Source organism: Nitrosomonas sp. (genome assembly GCF_019635155.1).
GTDB lineage: Bacteria > Pseudomonadota > Gammaproteobacteria > Burkholderiales > Nitrosomonadaceae > Nitrosomonas.
Window position 1 is genome coordinate 126,510 of record NZ_JAHBZY010000002.1, and the last position, 23,806, is coordinate 150,315.

Annotated in this window: 20 protein-coding genes and 2 tRNA genes; 10 read left to right on the forward strand and 12 right to left on the reverse strand. The window is 48.3% G+C overall.

The window, feature by feature from the left end; translation table 11 throughout:
• Nucleotides 1-11 precede the first annotated feature (11 nt).
• From hisB to KF839_RS02175, 4 genes are all read right to left on the reverse strand, one after another.
• A complete protein-coding gene (gene hisB, locus KF839_RS02160) occupies nucleotides 12-599 on the reverse strand; it encodes an imidazoleglycerol-phosphate dehydratase HisB (RefSeq protein WP_292916179.1) in 588 nt (195 codons plus the stop codon).
• A 37-nt stretch (nucleotides 600-636) separates the two neighbouring features.
• Nucleotides 637-1,722, reverse strand: a complete 1,086-nt coding sequence (gene hisC, locus KF839_RS02165) for a histidinol-phosphate transaminase (protein WP_292916180.1) — start codon at nucleotides 1,720-1,722, stop codon at nucleotides 637-639.
• A 93-nt stretch (nucleotides 1,723-1,815) separates the two neighbouring features.
• Nucleotides 1,816-2,700, reverse strand: coding sequence for an HDOD domain-containing protein (locus tag KF839_RS02170; protein WP_292916181.1), 885 nt, complete (start codon nucleotides 2,698-2,700; stop codon nucleotides 1,816-1,818).
• 162 nt (nucleotides 2,701-2,862) lie between these two features.
• Complete coding sequence (locus KF839_RS02175) at nucleotides 2,863-3,981, reverse strand: class I SAM-dependent methyltransferase (RefSeq protein WP_292916182.1); 1,119 nt, start codon at nucleotides 3,979-3,981, stop codon at nucleotides 2,863-2,865.
• Between the two features lie 148 nt (nucleotides 3,982-4,129).
• Here KF839_RS02175 and KF839_RS02180 point away from each other — a divergent pair, with 148 nt between their 5' ends.
• The 7 genes from KF839_RS02180 to KF839_RS02210 all read left to right on the forward strand — a co-directional run bounded on the left by KF839_RS02180 (nucleotide 4,130) and on the right by KF839_RS02210 (nucleotide 11,245).
• Nucleotides 4,130-4,870 (forward strand): pteridine reductase, encoded by a 741-nt coding sequence (locus tag KF839_RS02180; protein WP_292916183.1) that lies wholly within the window; start codon nucleotides 4,130-4,132, stop codon nucleotides 4,868-4,870.
• 239 nt (nucleotides 4,871-5,109) lie between these two features.
• Nucleotides 5,110-5,409: a putative quinol monooxygenase gene (locus tag KF839_RS02185; RefSeq protein ID WP_292916184.1), complete on the forward strand. Its 300-nt coding sequence runs from the start codon at nucleotides 5,110-5,112 to the stop codon at nucleotides 5,407-5,409.
• 37 nt (nucleotides 5,410-5,446) lie between these two features.
• Nucleotides 5,447-6,799 (forward strand): FAD-binding oxidoreductase, encoded by a 1,353-nt coding sequence (locus KF839_RS02190; RefSeq protein ID WP_292916185.1) that lies wholly within the window; start codon nucleotides 5,447-5,449, stop codon nucleotides 6,797-6,799.
• A 108-nt stretch (nucleotides 6,800-6,907) separates the two neighbouring features.
• Entirely contained in the window at nucleotides 6,908-7,513 is a 606-nt protein-coding gene (locus KF839_RS02195; protein ID WP_292916186.1) for an RNA polymerase sigma factor, read from the forward strand.
• A complete protein-coding gene (locus KF839_RS02200) occupies nucleotides 7,513-8,358 on the forward strand; it encodes a cupin domain-containing protein (RefSeq protein WP_292916187.1) in 846 nt (281 codons plus the stop codon). Before KF839_RS02195 ends, KF839_RS02200 begins: the two co-directional genes overlap by 1 nt.
• A 170-nt stretch (nucleotides 8,359-8,528) precedes the next feature.
• On the forward strand, nucleotides 8,529-9,824 hold the full coding sequence (locus KF839_RS02205; RefSeq protein WP_292916188.1) for an adenosylmethionine--8-amino-7-oxononanoate transaminase: 1,296 nt from the start codon (nucleotides 8,529-8,531) through the stop codon (nucleotides 9,822-9,824).
• 23 nt (nucleotides 9,825-9,847) lie between these two features.
• A complete protein-coding gene (locus KF839_RS02210) occupies nucleotides 9,848-11,245 on the forward strand; it encodes an MBL fold metallo-hydrolase RNA specificity domain-containing protein (protein ID WP_292916189.1) in 1,398 nt (465 codons plus the stop codon).
• A gap of 14 nt (nucleotides 11,246-11,259) precedes the next feature.
• Here the strand turns inward: KF839_RS02210 and KF839_RS02215 are convergent, their stop codons facing one another.
• From KF839_RS02215 to KF839_RS02240, 6 genes are all read right to left on the reverse strand, one after another.
• Nucleotides 11,260-14,139: a bifunctional diguanylate cyclase/phosphodiesterase gene (locus KF839_RS02215; protein ID WP_292916190.1), complete on the reverse strand. Its 2,880-nt coding sequence runs from the start codon at nucleotides 14,137-14,139 to the stop codon at nucleotides 11,260-11,262.
• A gap of 187 nt (nucleotides 14,140-14,326) precedes the next feature.
• Nucleotides 14,327-15,736, reverse strand: a complete 1,410-nt coding sequence (locus KF839_RS02220; RefSeq protein ID WP_292916191.1) for a porin family protein — start codon at nucleotides 15,734-15,736, stop codon at nucleotides 14,327-14,329.
• The gene (locus tag KF839_RS02225) at nucleotides 15,705-16,088 is read right to left on the reverse strand and encodes a substrate-binding domain-containing protein (RefSeq protein ID WP_292916192.1); all 384 of its coding nucleotides are present in this window, start codon (nucleotides 16,086-16,088) and stop codon (nucleotides 15,705-15,707) included. Before KF839_RS02225 ends, KF839_RS02220 begins: the two co-directional genes overlap by 32 nt.
• A 136-nt stretch (nucleotides 16,089-16,224) precedes the next feature.
• Nucleotides 16,225-16,995 carry a PEP-CTERM/exosortase system-associated acyltransferase gene (locus KF839_RS02230; protein ID WP_292916193.1) on the reverse strand — a complete coding sequence of 257 codons (771 nt, stop codon included), beginning with the start codon at nucleotides 16,993-16,995 and terminating at the stop codon, nucleotides 16,225-16,227.
• Between the two features lie 342 nt (nucleotides 16,996-17,337).
• On the reverse strand, nucleotides 17,338-18,573 hold the full coding sequence (locus tag KF839_RS02235; protein WP_292916194.1) for a pyridoxal-dependent decarboxylase, exosortase A system-associated: 1,236 nt from the start codon (nucleotides 18,571-18,573) through the stop codon (nucleotides 17,338-17,340).
• A complete protein-coding gene (locus KF839_RS02240; protein ID WP_292916195.1) occupies nucleotides 18,573-20,147 on the reverse strand; it encodes an acyl-CoA ligase (AMP-forming), exosortase A system-associated in 1,575 nt (524 codons plus the stop codon). Before KF839_RS02240 ends, KF839_RS02235 begins: the two co-directional genes overlap by 1 nt.
• A gap of 195 nt (nucleotides 20,148-20,342) precedes the next feature.
• On the opposite strand from KF839_RS02240, the gene gltX reads away from it, so the two are divergent.
• From gltX to KF839_RS02255, 3 genes are all read left to right on the forward strand, one after another.
• The gene (gene gltX, locus KF839_RS02245) at nucleotides 20,343-21,737 is read left to right on the forward strand and encodes a glutamate--tRNA ligase (RefSeq protein ID WP_292916196.1); all 1,395 of its coding nucleotides are present in this window, start codon (nucleotides 20,343-20,345) and stop codon (nucleotides 21,735-21,737) included.
• Between the two features lie 53 nt (nucleotides 21,738-21,790).
• A tRNA-Ala gene (locus tag KF839_RS02250) sits at nucleotides 21,791-21,866 on the forward strand.
• A 44-nt stretch (nucleotides 21,867-21,910) separates the two neighbouring features.
• Nucleotides 21,911-21,986 (forward strand) — tRNA-Glu (locus KF839_RS02255).
• Nucleotides 21,987-22,157: 171 nt separating this feature from the next.
• On the opposite strand, the gene KF839_RS02260 is transcribed toward KF839_RS02255, so the two are convergent.
• Together KF839_RS02260 and KF839_RS02265 are read right to left on the reverse strand one after the other, a co-directional pair.
• Nucleotides 22,158-22,997, reverse strand: coding sequence for a DUF3037 domain-containing protein (locus tag KF839_RS02260; RefSeq protein ID WP_292916197.1), 840 nt, complete (start codon nucleotides 22,995-22,997; stop codon nucleotides 22,158-22,160).
• Nucleotides 22,994-23,731: a HipA family kinase gene (locus KF839_RS02265; protein ID WP_292916198.1), complete on the reverse strand. Its 738-nt coding sequence runs from the start codon at nucleotides 23,729-23,731 to the stop codon at nucleotides 22,994-22,996. Before KF839_RS02265 ends, KF839_RS02260 begins: the two co-directional genes overlap by 4 nt.
• Nucleotides 23,732-23,806 lie beyond the last annotated feature (75 nt).

The following is a 23,806-nucleotide window of genomic DNA, read 5'->3' on the forward strand; positions in this document are numbered from 1 at the left end:
AACTCAGTCGCTTATAAAGAGCCTTTGGTGGATGGAATAATGCCGGCAGCCGCCGGATCATGTTCTATTGCCATGCGCAACGCGCGTCCAAACGCTTTGAATATGGTTTCCGCTTGATGATGGGCATTTCTTCCGGATAAATTGTCGATATGCAAGGTTATCAATGCGTGATTAGTAAGTCCCTGAAAGAACTCGTGAATAAGATCTACATCAAAATCACCGATCCGGGCTCTGGTAAATTCGACGTTAAAGACCAAACCAGGACGTCCGGATAGATCTATGACAACTCGTGATAATGCTTCATCCAGTGGAACATAAGCGTGTCCGTAGCGGCGCAGGCCTTTTTTATCTCCCGCTGCTTGAATCAGCGCTTGACCCAAGGTAATGCCGATATCTTCGACCGTATGATGAGCATCGATATGAAGATCTCCTTTTGCAGCTATTTCTATATCGATCATGCCATGCCGTGCGATTTGATCGAGCATATGATCAAGGAATGGTACACCGGTTTTCAGGACTGACTTACCCGTTCCGTCTAAATCAAGATGGACATTGATTTGGGTTTCCAGTGTATTTCGAATGATTTGTGCGTGACGCATAGAGAAGCTTGGATGGATTGAACAAGTTTTAGTGGTTTTAAGCTATTTCATTCAATAGGGATTGCAATGCCGTGCAAAATTGTGAATTTTCTTCCGGTGTTCCAACCGTTACACGCAAACAATTCTCTAACAATGGATGCGTGCCATCAAGGTTTTTGATTAATATTCTTCGTTGTTTGAGCGCCTGAAAGATCTGACTGGCTTTATTAACACGAAACAAAATAAAATTGGCTTTTGAAGGATATGCCTCAACATTTTTCATTGTAGCAAAAAAAGTACTCATTTTTGCGCGCTCTGATTTAATAGCTTCGGCTTGCTCCGATAAAACCGCTGTATGATGTAATACTTTTTCTGCAATTAATTGCGTCATAATGCCAATATTATACGGTAAACGCAATTTTTCGAGTTGCTCCAACCATTTTGGCTGCCCGATTAATAATCCCAATCGTAAGCCGGCTAACCCGGATTTCGAGAGTGTGCGCATTAATAACAGATTGGGATACTCGGACAATTCATCCATAAAACTGGTATCGGCAAATGCTTGATAAGCTTCATCGACAACCACGATACCAGGAGCCGCTGCGATTATTTTTTTTATCGCCTCGGGATCGAACAGATTGCCGGTTGGATTATTAGGATACGCCAGAAAAATGACTGCCGGTTGATGTTCAGCTATCGCATTCAGCATCAATTCCAGATTCAGTGAAAAATCATTCTTTAAGGGTACTCCGACATACCGGATATGCGTAAAAGTGGCAATCATCCGGAACATCACAAAAGCAGGTTCGACACTCATCAACACTGCATCGGGCTTGGCTGCCGCCATGGCGATGATCTGTATGATTTCATCGGATCCATTGCCAAGTAGAATGCTCATGTCATCCGGAATGGTGAGCGCGCGGCGTAATGATGTTTTAAGTGAAGCCGCACTGGCATCAGGATACCGATTGATCGGCGCTTGCATCATCAGATTGGCAATTTCTTCACGTAATACAGGCGGTAACGGATAGGGGTTTTCCATTGCATCCAACTTGATCATGCCGGTTGCGGGAGGGACATGATAAGCGGACAGCCCAAGAATCTCAGGCCGGAAAATTTGTTCTGGATGAATGGCGCTTGACATAGGCGCGTATTCTAACTCAATACGATGTTTGAAGTTTAATTTGTTGTTAAGAATCTAATACTGGGTAACATACAACTGCAGGAGCGTAATTTTTTACGCTGCCAGCTCTTCAGTAAGTAAGTGAATTTCATGCTGGCAGCTTCGTACCCTCTCACATGCCGCGATAGCTTCCGCTTCATTGATTCCTAATGATTCCATTAATATGGATGTTCCCAGATAAGGGCATCCATCAACGGTTATGTGATTTTGGAGTAATCGATTAGCAATGGCGATCAGTTTTACATAGTGAGCATGTTTCCCGGAATAATCGGGAAAATGTTGCTCGGCAACGGTGATAGCAACTTCTTCCGGTAAATTCCATGCTTTAATCAAATACATTCCGATCGTATCATGCGTGATACCGAAAACCTGCAGTTGAATGGAACGGATATCCTGATTTGGATAACGCGTGATTAAATCATTCAAATAGGCGAACTCTCTGGGATAGAGATGGGCGAATAAAAAATATCCAAAATTATGAAATAATCCGCCTAAATACATTAAGTCACTATTGATTAAGTGTTTATTTGGAATTATCTGGCATAATTCGCGACAGAGTATGGCGCATTCCAGGGTTTGATTCCAGATACGATTGCGACCCAGTACGCCATTATTGGACATTTTTAGACAACCGGAAGAGACGATACTCATCGATAAGTTAAGCGCAGTATTGAATCCTATAACCAAGGATATGGCGTGATGTACCGAGTTGATCCGGTTGCCGTAGCCGAATACGGACATTCTTGCATATCTCATAATAAAGGCGGATAGACCGAGATCTTGTTCGATCAACTCTGTAAGCTGATCAAGATTTGCATCAGGGTTATTGCGGAGCTTTAAAAGCGAATGTGCTGATTCAGGGAGCGGCGGTATCTGTCCGGCCTGCTGTAAGATGCTGCGGAAGTTCTGGCTAAATTCCAATTTATTAATAAACAGCATGAATTCCGTCTCAGTGTCTCGATGTCGGGGTGGGCACTCGCTCATGACGAGTGCCGTCAGTTGTTGGTATTTCTTTGGAGTTGTTGTTATGAAACAGGGTCATAAATGAATAAAAAAATCCCCATGTGTTAGCGACATGCTTTATCTTTTCTTTATGTTTACTTATAGCAGGCGGGTCATGTCACCAGAGCGGAAACCAATAAGGGGTTCATTAAAATTCTTTCCGAAAGCGATGACTTTAAATAGCTCTCCCATTTCAGCAGGGCTGACTAGTTTTTGCAGTTGATTGGATTGAGGTAAGTAACGAATTGTATCCTCAGCGGCAGTTTGAGACAAAATGGTTGTGATGCCGCAATTAATTAGGAAATGAGCCTGTGTCGTATATCCCATTAACTGTAGCCCGGCATTAATCGCTGCGATTGCGATGGCGCTGAATTCAACATGACTGGTTATATCCTGCAAACCCGGGAGATAGAAAGGATCGTCATGAGCGTGATGGCGATAATGGCACATGAACGTACCTTGATTGCGTTGCGGGTGATAATATTCGCTTCGGCCAAAACCATAGTCGATCAGCAAGATTACGCCTTCCCGAAGCCGTTCCGCCAAGCTGCATACGAAACCTGGGGCGGCAAGATTAATTTCGCTGAGGTACTCAAAATCCGGAAGATTATTGGGATTAATCTCGTGAATCAATTCCTCAGCAATGGTATTCAACTGCGGACTCCGGATCGGACGGTCTTGCCAGAAAAACCGATTATTTTCCGCGGAAACTCCGCGTTCCAACGCAATGCTGTTTTGCCATTTAATGATGTGCACTGGCATTGCATCCAGCACTTCATTGGCGATGACGACGCCGGTCAGTTGCTCGGGCAATTGATCAAGCCATTCGACTTTCTGCATTAATTGGGGAATTTCATTGGCGATCAGTATCTGTTGGCGTTGGCGTAGTTCGGCGCTAACCTCCAGAATAAAATATTTCTCCGGTAAAACATTGAATTTTTCCAGCTCCAGTAAAATATCGCGAGCCAATTTTCCTGTGCCGGCTCCAAATTCAAGAATATTGGGCTGCGCCAATAATGGGAGAATTTGTTTTAGCTGATGAGCCAACGTGCGGCCGAATAACGGAGAAAGCTCCGGAGCTGTGACAAAATCGCCTGCGCTGCCCAATTTGGTGGCGCCACTACTGTAATAACCCAATCCAGGTGCGTACAATGCAAGATTCATATACTGCTCAAATGAGATCCAGTGGCTGGCTGCATGAATCTGTTTTTGAATCATTGCTTGAACCAGTTGGCTGTGTGCTAGAGCTGATTCATTGGGTAATAGCATGTTTATGATCAATAGGGTGGCAGGTAATATTAAAGTGAATTATAAAGTTTTTGCTACGATTGGGCCATAGTGTATCAGTTCTTTGAGAGAGGTGTCTGTGCAAGGAAAAGTAATACTGGTTACCGGAGGGGCAAAGCGGGTCGGGGCGGCGATATGCCGGCGACTGCATGCGCGAGGTGCTTCTCTGATAATACATTATCGATCATCACTCGGTGAAGCGAAGATGCTATCCGACGAATTAAATCGGCAACGGCCGGAATCGGTGGCATTGGCGCAAGCCGATTTGCTCGATATGGATTTATTGCCGTGCTTGATCGAGAAGGCGATCAATCGTTTCGGACATTTGGACGTGCTTATCAACAATGCATCCAGTTTTTTCCCGACGCTGCTCCAGCAATGTACATTAGAGGACTGGAAGGATCTTGTCGGCAGCAATCTGCAAGCGCCACTCTTCCTGACGAAAGCGGCTGCAGCCTATCTTAAAGAGCGCCATGGATGCGTTGTTAATATTATTGACATTCATACCGAACGGCCGCTGAAAAACTATGTGATCTACAATGCCGCGAAAGGGGGATTATTGGCATTGACTAAATCGCTGGCTGTGGAAATGGCGCCCGAAGTACGTGTGAATGGTGTTTCACCGGGGCCGATCTTATGGCCGGAAGCAGGCGAATGGTCCGATACAGCGGCACGTCAACAAATTATTGCCAGCACCTTGCTCCAACGTTGCGGAGAGCCCGACGACATCGCCAAGACGGTACAGTTTTTAATCGCGGATGCGCCCTATATTACCGGGCAAGTCATCGCCGTGGATGGTGGACGTAGCATTTCTCTATAACGGCAAACAATGTCTTGTACCGGACATTGCCCCTGCGGCTTCATGAAAACTACGAAACCGGTTCTCTTATCCTTTCCCAGATCTTTGAATTTTAATCCAAAGCTACAAACATAGCGCCGGGTTGCATCCGAATCGATCATTATTGCGTATGAATTAATAGAAGCCTCTGCTTCGCGAGTGGTTTGTCGAGAAAGCGGGATGCCACTTGACTATTAATTTGCAAAAAAGGAGAGAACAGGATGTCAAAGGAAACTATTCGAGTCATCGCTGAAATAACGGCACGTGTTGATAAAGTTGCCGCAGTGGAAGCCATTCTGAAGAAAATTATCGTACCGACACGGCAAGAAAATGGTTGCTTGAGTTATCAGTTGTTCAGGAGGAGAAATCATACGGCGGAATTCTTGTTTATTGAAGAATGGACGGACGAAAAGGCTGTCGATGCACATTTCAAAACACCGCATCTACAGGAAGCCTTAAATCAAGTGACACCGCTTCTGGCCAAAGCGCCTAATATTCAAAAATATACGTGGCTTGCTTAGTGCGAGCTATGAATCCGAATACGACAGGGAGCGAGCAATGAATATCAATGCGGAAGAACTTGAAATCATGACACAATTTGTGCATGGTCTCTGTATCAATGATGGGCGGAAATTTTCGAACTGGGGATTGAGCCGTTCGACACAACCGGCAGTATACGTTGAACCGATCAGCTATGCCGACGTACAAGCGGTTGTCCGCAATACCGCGCAATTTCCCACGCCGGTGCGTCCAATCGGCTCCATGCTGTCGGTCACTGAAACCGTCATCAATGACGGGGGTACACTGTTATGTACACGCAAACTGGACGCTATCCTTGGTTTGGAAGTCGATGACTGCGGACGGCAGGTCGTTCGAGTCCAAGCCGGGTGCCGATTGAAAAAATTGAATATCTGGTTGCAACAGCAGGGGTGGGAGATTCCTTTTCAGGCGGAAATCGGTGAGGCGACGGTCGGTTCGGTATCGGTTGGGGACACCAAGGAATCATCGCTTGATGGACCGGGTTATTTTTCCAGCCATGTCGTTGCAATCCTCTATATTGATGAATATGGAAGCTTGCGTATTCTTTCGGATAAGCAGGATGATGCAGCTTTCTATGAATTTACATGTAGTTTCGGGTTAAGCGGTATCGTCGTGGAGTGTTTGATAGAAGTTCGTCCGGCCAGTTTATGCCGGGCGAATGTTACCTTACATGCCTATAGCAGTCCTCAGGCTTTGTCCGACGGTATTTTGCAATTACGCGAGCAATGCGACGCCTTGCTGGCGGTCGTGATATTGCACCAACTGGCATGTTTTTCGGAACAGCGATACCGGACCGACGTAACTGACGCGGCGCTGAACAGCTCGCCGCTGCAATGCGAGCAGTATCGTCTCGCTAAGCGGCAGGCAATACAGCATGGATTCGATGGCAGCCATTTGCCGCAACCACAGGGCATTGTTTTTCCGCGAAGCGATTTTGTTAATGAATATTGGCAGCCCGAGGAAGCCGAGAATCGCTTGGATTTTCAATACTATGAGCACGATATTGGGATGTTCGGACGTGTAATCGGCGAATCCTATCGCTTCACAAAATCGTTCGAAAAAAATACCGGGTTTGTGCCGACCGGTTGGGCGACTTACTTTGTGTATCGTCCGGAAAAAGAACGGAAACCTTTTGGCATTTACTCCGGAGGTAGCGGTATTTCGTGTTCGTTCGATCCGATTTACTGTAATCCTAACGAACCGTTATGGCAGCGGTTTGCGAAAGAATACAATCGTGTTGCGATTGATACCTTGGGAGGCAACGCTTCGCCTATCCAAACGCAATGGCTGCAACCGGGGGATGTCAGTATTCCGCGGAAGCTGGCGCGCGAGCGTTTTACCTCGCCTTATTATCAGCAGTTCCTGGTGTGATGGTTTTTGCGTCAGCATTGAGGAAATGTGCTGTACGGTGCATCTGATGATATATTCCACGAAAAGGGAACTATAGGATTGTCCACGATGGTTGGGGTTTGATGAACGGTGTCAACAAGCGATAGCAATTGCCGTGTTAGCCATGCCGAAGATGGGCAAATGCATTCCTGGGTGATCGCAATCGGGATGCAGGATGAGCAGGCGCTGGCCAATCTGTACGAGGCGACATTGGCGCGTGTCTATGGTATCGCGTTACGCATTACACGCAACGTGCAAGCAGCGGAAGAAGTCGCTGAAGATGTTTATTGGCAGGTCTGGCGTGAAGCGCCGCGTTTTGATGCGAAGCGCGGGAATGTCACGGCGTGGTTATTGACCATTGCACGCAGCAGAGCGCTTGATTATTTGCGTAAACAAGATGACGCTGAACTTTGTGAAGAACCGGAGTTGCTATTGATGAATGAGCCTTCTCGCGATGGTGATCCTGAAGGCTTGCTGGCGGCGACGCAAAAGAAACATAAACTGAATCAAGCGTTGCTGCAATTGGAACCGGTGCAGCGGCAACTGGTGGCAATGGCATTTTTTCGTGGTTTGACACACGAAGAAATTACCGTTTTTACAGGCATGGCATTAGGAACCGTAAAATCGCATATTCGGCGTGCACTCAAACAACTGCATGATGTGCTCGAGGACGATTTGATCAAAGGCTTTGAATGATGAAGAAACGCTACTCATTAGATCCGCAAGATCCGCAGCGAGCCGGGGCGATTGAGTCGACTTTACTGGAAGGGCTGGAGCCATTGCAACCAACGACGCAGCAACGGTCGAATATTCGTGAGCAATTGTTTAAGCGTATTCATGCCAGTGCAGCGGCAGAGTCTATGCGTATTACGGTTCGCCGTGATCAAGGCCGATGGCGCAAGATTCGTTCCGGTGTCCGGGCTAAGCTGCTGGACCAAAACAGTCGCGCTTTTCTGTTGGATATTGACCCAGGCGCCAGTCTCCCGGCGCATCGCCACCATGAAGACGAAGAATGTGTCGTATTGCGAGGTTCTGCGAGTTTAGGCGAGCTGAACGTCAGTGCCGGTGATTATCATTTGGCGCGTTCCGGGAGCCGTCATGGCCGCATTTTCTCTGAAACCGGAGCGTTGCTCTATTTGCGGGGAATACCGGTGGGTCACGCCACGGAAGTGGCGCGCGATCTGATCACTGCTTTTTTACCCGGAGATGGCCGCGAATTAATAACGGTGCGCGCGCAAGAGGGTGAATGGACGGATCTGGCGCCGGGCGTTGCAAGCAAGCCGTTGTTCGAAGATGGCGATATGTGCTCCTCAATGATCCGTATCGACGCGGATGCTGCCTGGCCGGCAGCGCAACAATCGCTGATACGAAGTGAGGAATGCTTGCTGCTTGAAGGCGATGCATTTGTCGGTGATACCTTACTGTGCGCCGGTGATTGGCAGCTCGCACCGGCAGGAACGCAGTCGCGTTTGATAGCATCCGACAAAGGCGCGTTGCTGTTTGTACGGAGCGCGTATAATCGCATCAACCCGGCAGGGTAAATCAATCAAACCGGAATCCTTAATGCGGTTATGCGGTTGCTTATGGATGCGATGTGTTTTAATCGCAACCGTGCTTGGCAGTTCATCGATGTCTAAGAACCCACTATTTCCACGATAAAAAATTACTCATGTCGAACAACCACGCTAATACCGATCGAAATCTCACTACAATGCAGCAAAGAAGTTTGAAAGCCGTGTGGCACCCATGTACGCAAATGAAACAACACGAAACCTATCCGCTGGTACCGATCGTACGGGGGAAAGGCGTGTGGCTTTATGACGCCGAAGGGAAACGTTATTTAGACGCGATCAGTTCCTGGTGGGTCAATTTATTCGGGCATGCAAATCCTGTCATTAATAACGCGATCCGCGATCAACTCGAGAAAATAGAACATGTCATGCTGGCGGGTTTTACGCATGAGCCGGTCGTTTCGTTGTCGGAGCGGCTCAAGAAAATAACCCCTGGTTCGCTCGGTCATTGTTTTTATGCCAGCGATGGCGCATCAGCGATTGAAATCGCATTAAAAATGAGTTTTCACTATTGGCTGCTGTGCGGGCAGCCGCGCAAAAACCGTTTTGTCAGTTTACAAAACGATTATCACGGTGAAACACTGGGCGCCTTGTCAGTGACCGATGTCGCCATCTTCAAAGAAACCTATGCGCCACTGTTGCGACCATGCACGCATGTGCCGACACCGGATTGGCGTTACGCGGAAAAAGGCGAGTCGGCGCAGGATTATGCGCTGCGTGCGGCCGCCGCGCTGGAAAACCATTTGGCGAAACATCATGAAGAGACCGCCGCGTTGATCCTGGAGCCGCTGGTGCAGGGCGCCACCGGCATGGGAATGTATCATCCGGTGTATCTGCAACGTGCTCGTGAAATCTGCGATCGCTACCAGGTGCATTTAATCGCCGATGAAATTGCCGTCGGCTTTGGCCGTACCGGAACCCTATTTGCTTGCGATCAAGCGAATATCACGCCGGATTTTATGTGTCTCTCCAAAGGATTAAGCGGCGGCTATCTGCCGTTGTCAGTGGTTTTAACAACCGATACGGTTTATCAGGCGTTTTATGACGATACCGCTGCACGCGCGTTTTTGCACTCGCATTCGCATACCGGCAACGCGCTGGCGTGCCGCGCGGCGTTGGCGGCACTGGACATCTTTGAGCAGGATTCAGTCATCGCAACGAATCAAAGTAAAACAGCCTATCTCAACACACGCGCGGCAGCGCTGGTTGAACACCCGAAGATCAGGAATTTCCGTAATTGCGGCATGATTTGGGCGTTTGAAGTGGATACCGGAGATCGCGATTTTGCAGCACAATGCTTTCAGGCCGGATTGCAGCAACAGTTATTGCTACGGCCTTTGGGGAACACGATTTATTTTATGCCGCCGTATATCATCACAAACGAGGAAATCGATCATTTGATTGATGGTACAGTACGTGTGCTGAGTACGATATAACTTTCTGCGAGGAAATGATTGCCATGCAACTGACTTTCCTGGGAGCCGCCGGTGAAGTGACGGGCTCCAGTTATTTGATTGAAACCGGAACGGTACGGTTTCTGGTGGATTGCGGCATGTTTCAAGGCGGACGCGAAGCTGACCGGAAAAATCGCACCGCTTTTAAATTCGATCCGCGGGCGATTGATTTTGTATTGCTGACACATGCGCATATCGATCATTCCGGGCTACTGCCGCGGCTTAGTACCTGGGGATTCCGCGGGCCGGTTTATTGCACGGATGCGACCGCGGATCTTCTGCACGTGATGCTCAAAGATAGCGCCTATATTCAAGAGAAGGAGGTTGAATGGCGCAACCAATCGCGCCGCCGTGGCCGTTCCACTCAGGAACTGGCGCCGCTCTATACCGTTGCGCAGGCGGAAGCGTTGCTGAAGCAATTGGTGCGGGTGAATTACGACACCGAGATTAATCCGCATCCGACGGTGCGCTGTTGTTTTCGTGACGCCGGGCATATTCTGGGGTCCGCGATTATTGAATTGTGGATTAAGCAGCGTTCGGTCAGCAAAAAAATCGTATTTTCCGGAGATCTGGGGCAACCGGGGCATCCGGTAGTGCGTGATCCGACTTTTATCCGGCAAGCGGATGTACTGTTGATCGAATCCACTTATGGTAACCGTCTGCACCGCAATATGGCGGACACACTCGATGAACTGGTATTGGCTATTAACGATACGCTGATCCGCAAAGGCGGGAACGTTATCATTCCGGCATTTACCGTTGGCCGCACGCAGGATTTGCTGTTTTTACTGATCGATTTGTACCGCAAAGGAAAATTGGGGGAAATGGATATTTATGTGGATTCCCCGATGGCGCAAGCCGCAACCGAGATTACTCTGAAGCATATCGCGCTGCTCGACCAGGAATCCGCCGATGCATTGAAATGGATGAATGACCATAGCAAAAAACCTCGCATTCATTTTGTGCAGGACATTCAGGAATCCATGCAACTTAATGAAATGAAAAAGGGAAATATTATTATTTCCGCCAGCGGCATGTGCGATGCCGGACGGATCAAGCATCATCTCAAATACAATCTCGGCAGACCGGAATGCAGCATCGTGATCACCGGTTTTCAAGCCGAAAGGACTTTGGGTCGGCGATTGGTGGACGGCGTCAAACAAGTCAAGATCTTTGGGCAGGATATTCGCGTCCGGGCTGCGATTTACACCATCGGCGGGCTCTCCGCGCATGCTGATCAGGCCGGTTTGCTTAACTGGCTGCGCCACTTCGAGAAAAAGCCGGAAAAGATTTTTGTTGTGCATGGTGAATATAGTAATTCCGCTGCGCTGACCGCTGTGATGCTGACTGACCTGAAATGGGCGGCCAGTATTCCGGACTATTTATCGACTGTTGAATTGTGAGCAACCGGGGATTCTTATGTTTGGAAAAAAGTGGTAGCCGGCGCCGGTTTGCCGATGTAATAACCCTGCGCATAATCGATATCGAGCTTTTCGATTAATGCCAAGACTTCCGCATTCTCCACGAATTCAGCGGTGGTGCGTTTACCGAATCCTCTGGCGACGCTGCATAATGCATTGACCAGGATCAGATCGTCACTGTTTGCGGAAAGGTTGCGGATAAACGAACCGTCAATCTTGACGACATCCACCGGCAGCTCTCTTAAGTAATAAAAAGACGAAAAGCCGACGCCGAAATCATCCAATACAAAACCGCAACCAAGTTCTTTGATTTCTATCATTAGTCCACGTGCACCGGGTAAATCCTCCAAGGCGGCGGTTTCGGTAATTTCGAACATCAAGCTGGCCGGATTCATCTGATTCGACACCAGTTCTTGTTTGAGTATAGGTAATAATTCCGGGTCATTAAACGCATGCGCCGATAAATTGATCGAAAACGTAGCGTGAAAACCGTTCTTGTAAATATGGGCGATTTGTGTAATTGCTTTGCGCAATACCATGTGATCGATGGCATGGATCAATCCGGTATGTTCCGCAGCGGGGATGAAGTCGGCGGGCGAAAGCATGGAGCCGTCATTATCTTTCATGCGCAGTAATACCTCGTAATGCGAGGTTTCTTTCGTTTTGACATGCATGATGGGTTGCAGATAAAGCACGAAATTATCATGTAAATGCGAGTATTCGATCTTTTCCTTCCAATAAACCAATGTGTGTATCCGTTCCCGGCTGCGGTCCTGGTCCGAAAACAGGTACCAGGCATTTCTTCCTTTTGCTTTTGCCTGGTACATCGCGAGATCGGCTGCTGCGAGCAGATCATGGATATTGGCGCCGTGTTCCGGAAATAATGCAATTCCGATACTGGCTGAAATTTTATGGGTACGATTATTAATCGTTAACTGTGCTTGACCCAGTTGCGACAAAACTTTTTTTGCGACTTCTATGGCGCCGCTGGCGTTGATTTCCGGCAGGATGATTGCGAACTCATCGCCTCCCAGACGGCCGGTGATATCATCGGTGCGAATGGTTTGGGAAAGCATGCTGGCGACCATTTTTAGTAGCGAATCACCCGCTTGATGACCACTGGTGTCGTTGATGTATTTAAAACGATCCAAGTCGAAAAATAACAACGCTCCGGGATGTTGATAGCGTTCCGCGCGACTCAATACTTGCTCCAATTCTTCGCTGAATCGCCGCCGGTTAAACATATTGGTTAAAGGGTCGTGATCGGCTAGCCAGGCGAGATGGCCTTCGACGCGCTTGTATTCCGTTACGTCGAGCCCCACTGACAATATGGATGGATCGTTTTCGGCTTGCTTATCCAGATGCGAATGCAGCCAAGCCACGTGCCGGGTTGTTCCATCTTTGCAGTGGGTAATGGCTTCATGGCGCAATTGCATTCTTTCGCCAAGGTGAATTTCTTTAAAGCGAAAAAGCAGATCTTGTGATTCGTACTCCGGAATCAGCGTTTGCAAAAAAGATTTGTCCTTTAATTCCACTTCCGTATAGTGGATGAGCATTTCACCGTAGGTGTTTAAGGACATTATCCGGCCTTCGGAGCTTTGTGTTAGCACGATAGCCTGCGCGGTATCCAACAGGTTTTGAACGAAATCCCGTTCTTTACTGAGCGCGTTTTTTTGCTCAATCAACATTTTTGTCCGAGTCGATACCTCCTGCTCCAGTTTTTCCAATTGGAGCGATAAGGATACGGCTGCTTCCGATAGCGTATCGACCTCGTCTCTGACGTGTTGCTTCTGGTCTGCTGAAGCGAGTGATAAACGAAACTTCTCAAACTGTCCGTTGGCGAGGAGCGGCAGTACAAAAATGACATCTCGCAGCTTTGCCAGTAATCGGGTAAATATGAAAAATAACAATATCTCCGAGAAAATAAGCCCCAGCAAGCCGATCAGAGCGATTTTCCATATGGAGTCGTGAATGTTTTTTACTGCGGCGGTTACATCGGTGATGATAATCAGGTGTGCTTTGCCCGGTTCGTAAGAATCCAGAGGAAATAATTTCATTTGCACATATCGGTTATTCCAGTGAAGCTGAATGCTGTCTTTGAGCGTGTGCATTTCCGGATACAATTGATTGACTCGTTTCAGAATATCGTGATTGCGCTCTTTATTGGTGAGAGCGGAAATTTGAACACCCCAGTTTGAAATTTCGATATCCTGTTGAGACAGTGGATTATCCTTGGTTGAGATCAATAAACCGATATCCGCTCCGGAAATTCGTTTGAAGGCCAGAAATACATCCACCAGGGAAATTCCCATCGCCACTACGCCCACTTTCCTGCCTCCCACCAGGATGGGAGCGATCAGATATTGTATGCAGCTTTCGCGGCAAAGCAGAGGATTGATGGGATGTTCCGATTGATTGACATGGCGGACCCATTTAGAAAGCAATTGATCGTCATCAATGGTTACATCGAGGCTGTCCCAGCTCGCGTTTAATTGATTCGAGGCGTTATAGAAGTGAATGAACTCAACGTCATTATGGAACTGTAATAATGCCCAATGCGCATCGAAAACATGACTGATGTTTTCACCATCGCTCGTCAACAAAGCTTTTTTCATTCCATCCAGGAATGGGATCATTTCAGCAAGCTGATGCAAGTTCCGTGTGGTAGTGGTGATCAGACTGTTGATCTCAAGCGAGTATCGCCGGTATTCGACTTCTTGCTGATTGGCAAAGTTGGTCATTAAGCCGAGGTAGCTGACAAAACAAAACAAAGAAACGACCGCGAGCAAAATCAAACTGCTTCCGAACGAGATTTTCCATCGTAAGCTGCGGAATTTACGTCCCTTCGGTTGAGAGTCGACAGGTATATTATTCAATTTAACCCCGGAACTGTTGTACAACAGAACGTTTACTCAATCCGTAAAACTCGGAAAATTTATCTTTGCCGGTGAACGGTTGTGTTGAAAAGTACCCGGAATTCCGATCAATGTTAAGCTATGTTTCATTTTCTGACTGCCGCCAACCGTGTTTCTTGTTGTGCTCGACGAATTATTCAGTGTTTTTCTAGAAGCGATAAGACGCTTGAATCCCGTAAAGATTCCAGTTCTCTTCGGTGTCTTTTGCAACCGGATTATCCAGTCGCGACAGCCATCCGGTTCCGTTCACATGATGAAATTCAGCCCGCAGCATGAATTCCGGCGTGACATTCCAGCGTAAACCGACGGTAATGTCTCTGGCAAAACGGCTATGCTCAAGACCGTGGCGCGCTGGATTTTGAGCCGCCCACCGGCTGCCGTCACGATCCGATCTATCGATAAAGAGTGCATCATACCGCAAAATTCCTTCAATTTTCGGAGTAAAACGATACTCGCCCTGGAAATAATAGCTTTCACCGATGAAATCCAAGCCATTCAACGCTGGGACTCTAAAATTGTTGTTATATTTAAATGGTCGGATCGCATATTCGGAAGTCAATGTCCATCGTTCCGCGTTGTATTGGGCCGAAAAAATGACAGGTGTAAATCGGAGTGCTCCTGGACCAATCGGATCGCCGAGCCGGTGATTGGGATCATAACTGGTATTCAACCATATACCGCTGACGCCTAAACGTAGCCGCTTGTCATTTGTTTCAAAAATTCCCCGGCCAATGTACCCCACTTCTCTTTCCAGTTTGCCTGGTCGCACTCCACCGAGTAACGAACTTTCGGTATCTTTGTCGTTGACAATTGGTAGTGAGACGCCGAATTGTGTAGACAGCGTGCCCCAATCGAATACTGCTGTATCGCTGTATAGCTGCACGGAATCGCTGGAAAGCCCCAAATTACGAGTGCGATCAAAATAGATCGACTGTGGCAGCAGAATACTAGGTCGTGTAAATGCAACATCCCGGGTTTCATTGTAAAAACCGAATGGATTTTTGATCCGGCCAACACGGATTCCGAGCTGATTGGTCTCTTGGGAATATAGACGATAATCCAACACCGCATAATCGAGCCGCGGCGTGCCGCTATTGCCTGCACCAGCACGCCGGGACAGCACTTGCGCCGATAACTGAAGACGCGGCAATGGCCTGATGGAAGCATTCAAACCTGCTTCGGTAAGACCGAAGCTGCCGCCATTATCGCTACCTCCGAAAACATTGTTATCCGAAGTCGCAATGTATGCCTGAGTGACAAAGCCGTGAATCTGCAAATCGCCAGGGAGATCATTGTTACGGAAACGGTCGATGACTGACCTGACGAATCCGGGTTTTTTCTCCGGCGTATCCGGCTGGTTGGCCGGCGCAGGCAACTCCGTCGCAAGGGGTCTTTTGATGGATGGATTATCTGCGTCAGGTTGCGGTTTCGAATTCGTATTTTCCTGTGCGTGCGCAGAAAAACTGAAAAGCAACGACAACGTTGCCACTCGCACGATTAACCGTAATCCTGAACCGATAAGACGGTTACTTAATTTCGAGCACATTAACATTTTCATTGATATTTGCTTTCCATAAATAACCGATTGCCCCGGGGGTGCTGGAAATCTTTGCAAGCATTTCCTCGTTTGAGTTGACTTTTGTTGGAGCTTGACCAGTGCCTGAGAAAACCAATCGATCCCAAGTGGACCTCAATTGATAAGGGAAAACGTTTAATTTTTCCTTGGAAAAGATCTGGTGCAATTCATCGTCATCGGATAACACAAAAACCCGAATCTTAGTGCCGTCCGGCCAGGTTTTTAAGCGCATGCTGAAGATGGAGCGCAGTGAATTGACCGTGAGGGTTTTTTCGTCTACACCGGGATTGGTGACAATTTCGTATGGGCTTTCCGCCCTGACTCCGGTATCCATGCACCAAAGGTATAAAGTCAAAGCCAAGCATAAGCCTGCTTTAACTTTTAACCGATAATTACTGGATAATTGGTTTCGTATCGATGAATGAAATAAATTCAAGAAACAGATTCCCGATTCAGAGTTATTTCATTAATCAGTTAGCTTGCATCAAGCGATAAGTGCCGCAATCGGTTACGACTTCCCAAGCATCACGATGCTCGTTGTACATTTTCTTGAGGATATCCTCTACTTTTGCGTAATAAGGCCGACGGATACCATGATAATTGACCGGCGGACCGATCGGGTTAAAATTCAACCCATAAAATCCCATTAGTTTATTCAATGCAGGATCAGTAACGATTAACCAATGCCGGATATCATATTTGACTGACATGCGCATCACGCCGGACATCAGTACCAATCCAATGCTTAACCCGGAGCGGCGGTCCGACGCCCGGCGATCTTGCGTACTCCTTTTTTCGCTATCGGTTTCGGCTGTTTCTTTGCGGCGATCTTCCCTGCGCCGCTCGTCTCTACGGCGATCAAATTGGCTTGTAATCAGGAAACGGGAAATTTCTGCGGTATGCTGGCGCGGCAATGCCTTGATATCGCACAGCATGGGATCTGTCTGACTGTATAATTCGACAGGTAGAAGTTTTTCAGGTTTTGACAAAGCAGGCAGAATTAACCGTGCTGTACCGATAAAGTCTCCGCTAGGTCGGTAGCGCAACAATACATGGCAGGAATGGCTATCGTAGTTGTCTTTTTCCTTTTCGTCCGGACAATGCGCGGGATCAAACCCGGGTAAACGTTGTTCTATACACAATACCTGATAGCGGATTCTGTAAACATGCTCAAGTAATTCGGCTGTATCTGCAATTACGATCTCAAAGAATTTCTGGAAATTTTGATACAAGTCGTTCATGAAATCACCTAATTAAACTGGTAAGTAAGTCTGTCATACTGTTCTATTCAAGAAGAAGATTGATCCGTGTCGATCGGAAGCCAGAGTAATAATAGTAAACTGCCGCTACGCTATAGCATCAGCGGAAAAGCACAGAATCTACGGTGCATTTTCCATTTTCCGGTTATGCGAAACAAAGCTTTTCCATTCAATAAGTAACACTCGCTGAATCTATCAATCATTTAAGTATATTTAAAGCGAATATTCAACTGATCTTTATAATTTGACTAGAAAATTGCAACAATCTTAAAGACTTGTGCACAATAAACAACATTTGCACAGTGATTGATGAAACGTAGGGAATTAAACCAATACTTCGACCGGTTTGGGATGTCCCAGGAAAGCGGTGGGACTGGCACTCAATCCATAAGCGCCGGATTGTAGAACAACCACCAAATCACCCGGAACAGCTTTGGCCATTTGCATCCGGTCTGCTAATAAATCCAGCGGTGTGCATAATGGACCAACCACTGATACGATTTCGCTTTCGGTTTCGCGGACTTTGTTGCCGATCAGGACAGGGTAGTTTTTTCGGATGACTTGACCGAAGTTACCGGAGGCTGCCAAATGATGATGCAATCCACCGTCGGTAATCAGAAAAATTTGTCCTCGGGATATTTTTCTTTCCAGTACCTGACACACATAGATTCCTGCCTCGGCAACCAGGTAGCGCCCCAACTCCAATGCGACCGTAGCTTCCGGTAATTGCCATTTGACTTGCGCCATCAGTGCGTGCAAGTGAGCGCCGATGACGGCGATGTCCAGCGGCTGTTCTCCCGGAAAATAAGGCACGCCGAAACCGCCGCCGATATTCAGCGATTTTACCGGCACTGGCGCATAGTCGGCCAAATGCCTGGCAAGCTCGAAGGTTTTCTGCTGTGCCTGTTGAATCGCCTCGGTGTTTAGATTTTGTGAACCGCTGAAAATATGGAATCCAACGAAATCCAGGTTCAGCGAGCCGAGTTGCGCGAGTATGCTTGGGACTTGCTCGGCATCGATTCCAAAGGGCTTGGGGCCGCCGCCCATCTTCATACCTGCGGCTTTGAGCTCAAAATCCGGATTAACACGAATAGCTATTCGAGGCGTACTGCCAATCTCCATTCCTTGCCGCGCAACGGTTTCCAATTCTTGTTGGGATTCAATATTAATTACAACGCCTGCGGCGATAGCGCACCGGAGCTCGTATTCTTTTTTCCCGGGTCCGGCAAAACTGATTTTTCCGGGGTCGATCACCGTATCCAGCGCAATGTTCATTTCCCCGATCGATGCGATATCCAGACCGTCGACCAAGCCTGCCAAATGTTGTACAACTGCCGGCATCGGGTTTGCTTTGACGGCATAATGCAGCAGAATCTCCGGCGGCAGATGTTGGCGCAGTAATTTCACCCGGTCGGTGATTGCTTGCCGATCATACGCATAAAACGGCGTGGTGCCGACTCGCTGCGCTAAGTGGGTCAATGGCATGCCGCCGATCTGCAGGCAGTCATTGTGCACGGCAAATTGCGTCAGTGGTGCATGTTCCGGAGGTTGATGGTTCATTATTGGTGATCGTCAAAAAGCCGTTGCAATTGTTGGGACAGATAGTTGCGATCGACCTTGCCGTTTGGATTTTTTGGCAGATTGCTCTCGCGGATTTCAATGTGACTGGGCACCATGTAGGCGGGCAAGTGTTGTTTGCAGGCATTTAACAGCGCATCCGCACCGATTCGGGAATCTTCCTCGAGAGTGACAATCGCCGCGATTGCTTGACCCAGAATGGGATGGGGTATACCGAAGGCGATTGCTTCCGCGACGTATCCGGTGGCATAAATCACTTCTTCGATTTCCGTCGGACTGACGCGGTAACCGGATGTCTTGATCATTTCATCGCGGCGCTCAATGAAATATAGATAGCCTTCCTGATCCATGCGCACGGTATCGCCCGACCAGGCGGCAATTTCCGGAATCGTCAAACCGTTTTGACGGGGAATGATCGGTTTAAAACAGGCAGCCGTTTTTTCGGCGTTATTCCAGTAACCCATTGCTACCAGCGCGCCACGATGAACCAGCTCGCCAGGTTCGCCGGGCGCGCAATGAGATCCGTCTTCGCGCAGTACCAATACTTCGGCATTCGGGATTGCTTTGCCAATCGAATCAGGGCGCCGGTCGAGTTGTTCCGGCGCCAGATAGGTGGAACGGAAAGCTTCGGTGAAGCCGTACATCAAGAAGATTTTCGTATCCGGTAAAATGGTGCGCAATCGATCCAATACTGCACGCGGGATGGCACCGCCGGAATTGGTGATGTAGCGTAGCGAAGATACATTGCCCCAATCCAATTGCGCCAGTTGCATCCATAAGGATGGAACAGCCGCGATACCGGTAATCTGGAGTTCATGGACGCTGCGGATGATGTCCCGTGGCAACAGATAATTCATCAAAATGTTGGTCGCGCCGACATAAAATGCGGTTGTCAACTGACTTAAGCCGTAATCGAAGCTTAATGGCAATACCGTTAAGATCCGGTCGCCGGGCCGGTTTTTCAGGTACTGCGTGACGCTTTGGGCGCCGGCAATCAGATTGCGGTGCGATAGCACGACGCCTTTGGGTTTGCCGGTGCTGCCGGAGGTATAAATGATCGCAGCCATGTCGCTATCAATGGCTGTCAAGGCAGAGTGAGCGCCATCGACTTCATGCCAGTTTACAACAGCGATGCCTGGAATGACCGGGGGTTCGCCTTTGCTATCGATCACCACAATGGTATGCAAATCGCGACATGACACCAGTTCCTTTTGCAGTAGCTTAAGCCGTTCCAATGAAGTGACCAGAATCCGCACATTACAATCGGTCAAAATATAACGGACTTGCTCCGGTTTCAATACCGGATTGACCGGTACGAAAACACCTCCCGCAGCGGATGCTGCAAATAAAGCAACCACCGACTCGAAACGCTTTTCAAGATAGATGGCGACTCGCTCACCGCGCGCCAAGCCGAGCGCTTGGAATCCGTTTGCTTTGGTTGCGACCTCGGTGGCCAAAGCTTCGTAGCGCATCCATTGATTTTGATAGAACAATGCAGCAGCATCCGGCGAGCGTTCGGCGGCTGAAAAAATCAAATCATGGATTAAATCGGTCATCGATCGAATGTTTCATCGTGATGTTCGGAAATGAACATTGGGTTAAATTGCTCGCATTATAATCATGTTTGGTGTCTGCTTCGAATAACGTATCGCAAGCGGTGCAAAGTCGGGCAAAGGGAACACGGTTTTTATAGAATCGCGTAAACTATACCTCCCGTATTTATTCGCTATTAAACAGTCGATTCAACAATCATGAAGGTACGCACACGTTTTGCCCCCAGTCCCACCGGTTATCTCCACATCGGCGGCGCACGCACCGCACTTTTTTCCTGGGCTTACGCCCGCAAACATGGTGGAGAATTTATTTTACGTATTGAAGACACCGATTTGGAGCGTTCCACGCAACAATCCATACAAGCGATTCTGGATGGGATGGTATGGTTAGGGTTGAATTACGACGAAGGGCCGTTTTACCAGATGCAGCGGTTGACGCGCTATCATGAAGTTGCTGAGCAATTATTGCGAAATAATCAGGCTTATCATTGTTATGCCAGCAAAGAGGAATTGGAACAAATGCGCGAACAGCAATTGGCCGCCGGTCTGAAGCCGCGCTACGATGGCCGCTGGCGCGATAGCAAAAAAACACCGCCTGCCGGGGTGAAACCGGTGCTCCGTTTCAAAAATCCGCTGGATGGCTATGTATCGTTCAACGATCAGATCAAAGGGAAAATCACTGTTGCCAATAATGAACTGGACGATCTGGTGCTATTGCGCGGCGATGGCGTACCAACGTACAACTTCAGCGTCGTCATCGACGATCTCGATATGAATATCACCCACGTGATCCGCGGCGACGATCATGTCAACAATACGCCGCGCCAGATCAATATCCTTAAAGCCCTGGGTGCCTCCTTGCCGGAATACGCGCACGTGCCGATGATCCTCGGCGCCAACGGCGAGCGCTTATCGAAACGGCATGGCGCGGTGTCGGTGACGCAGTATCGCGACGATGGCTATTTGCCCGAAGCATTATTGAATTATCTGGCGCGGCTCGGTTGGTCGCACGGCGATGAAGAGATTTTCAGCCGCGAGCAATTGGTCGAGTGGTTCGATTTGTCCGCAATCAGCCGCTCTCCGGCCAAGTTCAATCCGGAGAAACTGCACTGGATCAACCAGCAATATCTCAAAACCGCCGATAACGCGCGTCTGGCCGAGCTGGTGGTGCCTTTTCTCGCGAAGGATAATTGTCCGCTGAATGGCGGCCCCGATCTGGCGCAGGTGGTCGATTTGCTCAAAGAACGCGTCAATACCATCGAAGAACTGGCCGATGCCGCCGTGTATTTTTATCGCCCGCTGGAACCCGCCGAAGAGCTGAAAGCGCAGCATTTGACCGCGGACGCCAAACCGATCGTGACCGGTTTGATGGAAACTTTCCAGCAAATCGAATGGACGCGCGAAGTCATCCATCAGGAAATAAAAAACGCCGCCAAAACGCACGACGTCAAATTGCCGAAAATCGCCATGCCATTACGGGTGATGGTCACCGGCGAAGTGCATACGCCGTCGATCGACGCGGTGCTGGCATTGCTTGGACGCGAGGAAACGCTGACCCGCATGAACAATCAACTTGGCAATTTCCCCGGTTGATCTTTGCTTTACAAGCTATCATCGCATCAGTATAATCCACGTTCCTTTGATCAGGGGGTATAGCTCAGCTGGGAGAGCGCTTGCATGGCATGCAAGAGGTCAGCGGTTCGATCCCGCTTATCTCCACCAGTTTCTACTGAGGTTTAAGCGACGCTATAACGACATATCACATTGTCCCCATCGTCTAGAGGCCTAGGACATCGCCCTTTCACGGCGGTAACAGGGGTTCGAATCCCCTTGGGGACGCCAATAGAAATAGCCCGGCTCGCGCAGTTTAGGCGGGTCTTATAAGCAGAGCTTACCAAGGCAACGCTCCATTCACTTTTGAAGTTGCGGAATCTGCGGAATCAAATACTAGTAGAATCAACAACAGATCAAGCAAGCTTGAGTAGGGATTGCTGGTGTAGCGTATTTTTTAGATTATGCACGGGCAAATTTAATGATTTGCGCCTTATTAGTGTAATCCTCGATCTCTATGCCGCATTCGTGCAATCTACCAACGGTTTCTTCATAAGCATGATGCCGATTGGTGCCAACGTCATCCGGCCCTGTTACGGTGAATAGCACTTTTTCGGGTAATTTCTTACGCCGTTTGAGTTCTTCAATCCGGGAGCGCCAAAGATTTCCGTGATCGATGATTTTGCTGGGTTTCTCCTGAGCGAGATTTAGCGGTTTGATAATCTTCACTGGCTTATTGTTTGCGTGTTCAACAAAAGGGAATATTGCCTGATATTCCTCATCGCCTACCGGCAAGCGTTGGAACCGGTCGGCAATGCGTTCTTGATTGAGCCAATTGCGAATGCCTTTTTCAAGGCGAGTTTCTATATATTCCTTAGTAGCAAAGTTCCGCTCAACGTAAAACGAAAATAGTTCGTTGATTTTTTCCTCGGGATTTCCGGCCAATAAAACCCGTGGCTCGCTAAAGCGGATAATATGTTCCCGCGTGCGGATCAGTTCGGTAAAGAGTAGTTGTGCTAAGCTGGTATCGCTAGCCTTGGCGTCTTTGTCAAAGCCGTGCAGGTTCAAAACACCATGAATCCGCGCCAGCTCTTCCCGGAGGATATGGATTGTCTGCGTATATAGCTTTCTATCCAATTCTTCAAAAAAACGGGTAATGCGGCCATAGCGTTGTGTTTCCAGTTTAAAACCAAAATAACGCAGCTTTGGCGCCATCATTACAATGCCCACATTGGCAAATTCTCCGGTTTCAACGAAAGGAGAAAAGCGGACAATGGTGTATTGGCAAGCAATCTGAGTCATAGTGTGTTCCAGAAGTCTTCTTTTTTATACGCTTCCAGCATGGCATAAGCACCATCGAGTGAAAAATTCACGGGCACTGTCATTTCCATATCGGTAAAAAACCATGCTTTGGGTATGCCAGCGCAAATGCCGTGCCAGTGATTGAGCGCTGAAAAGAACCGCTGAGTATAATCTTGGCGGCGGAGCATGTCACCAAAAACCTGATGCTTTTGCGAATGGAAAATATGATAATCCAAGAAATTATTGGAATCGAATTCGGCATCAAAAGCTTGATTATGGTCGATAACGATCAATTCACGATCTCGGGGATTCCAAAACAAGTTCGGATTTCCACCTGTTGGAGTCAGCAATCTGTCATTGTTGCGTATCCACCAATCGAAAGTCAGCACATCTTGTTGCAGCGCTTCGGGAATTGCATGAATCACCGTCATATTGAGCTCCATCGCATCATCTTGCCGTTTTGAGCCAAAAGCCTCGCCTGAGCCTAGTTCGGAAAGACTTAATACAGACGGAATTTGCAGCAACTCTTCCGGCACTTCCACGATCTCGAAAGGCGCAATGGGTAACCCAAGCGCAAGCCCCAAATTGCCTGCTATCCATTCACAAATCTGACTGCGCCGCCCCGCGCCGATCCCTTTGACAAAATAAATTTCATCGTCATCGCCGCGGCAGATAAAAGGCCGGGTCATACCTTGTTCGGATCGGCGCAGCACTTCAATAATCTGCACTGTCATATACGCGATCCTTCATCCAGCACAGCAGGAAGCAGTGTATAGAGCTTACTCGGGATATTCTGCCGGTCGACGGGT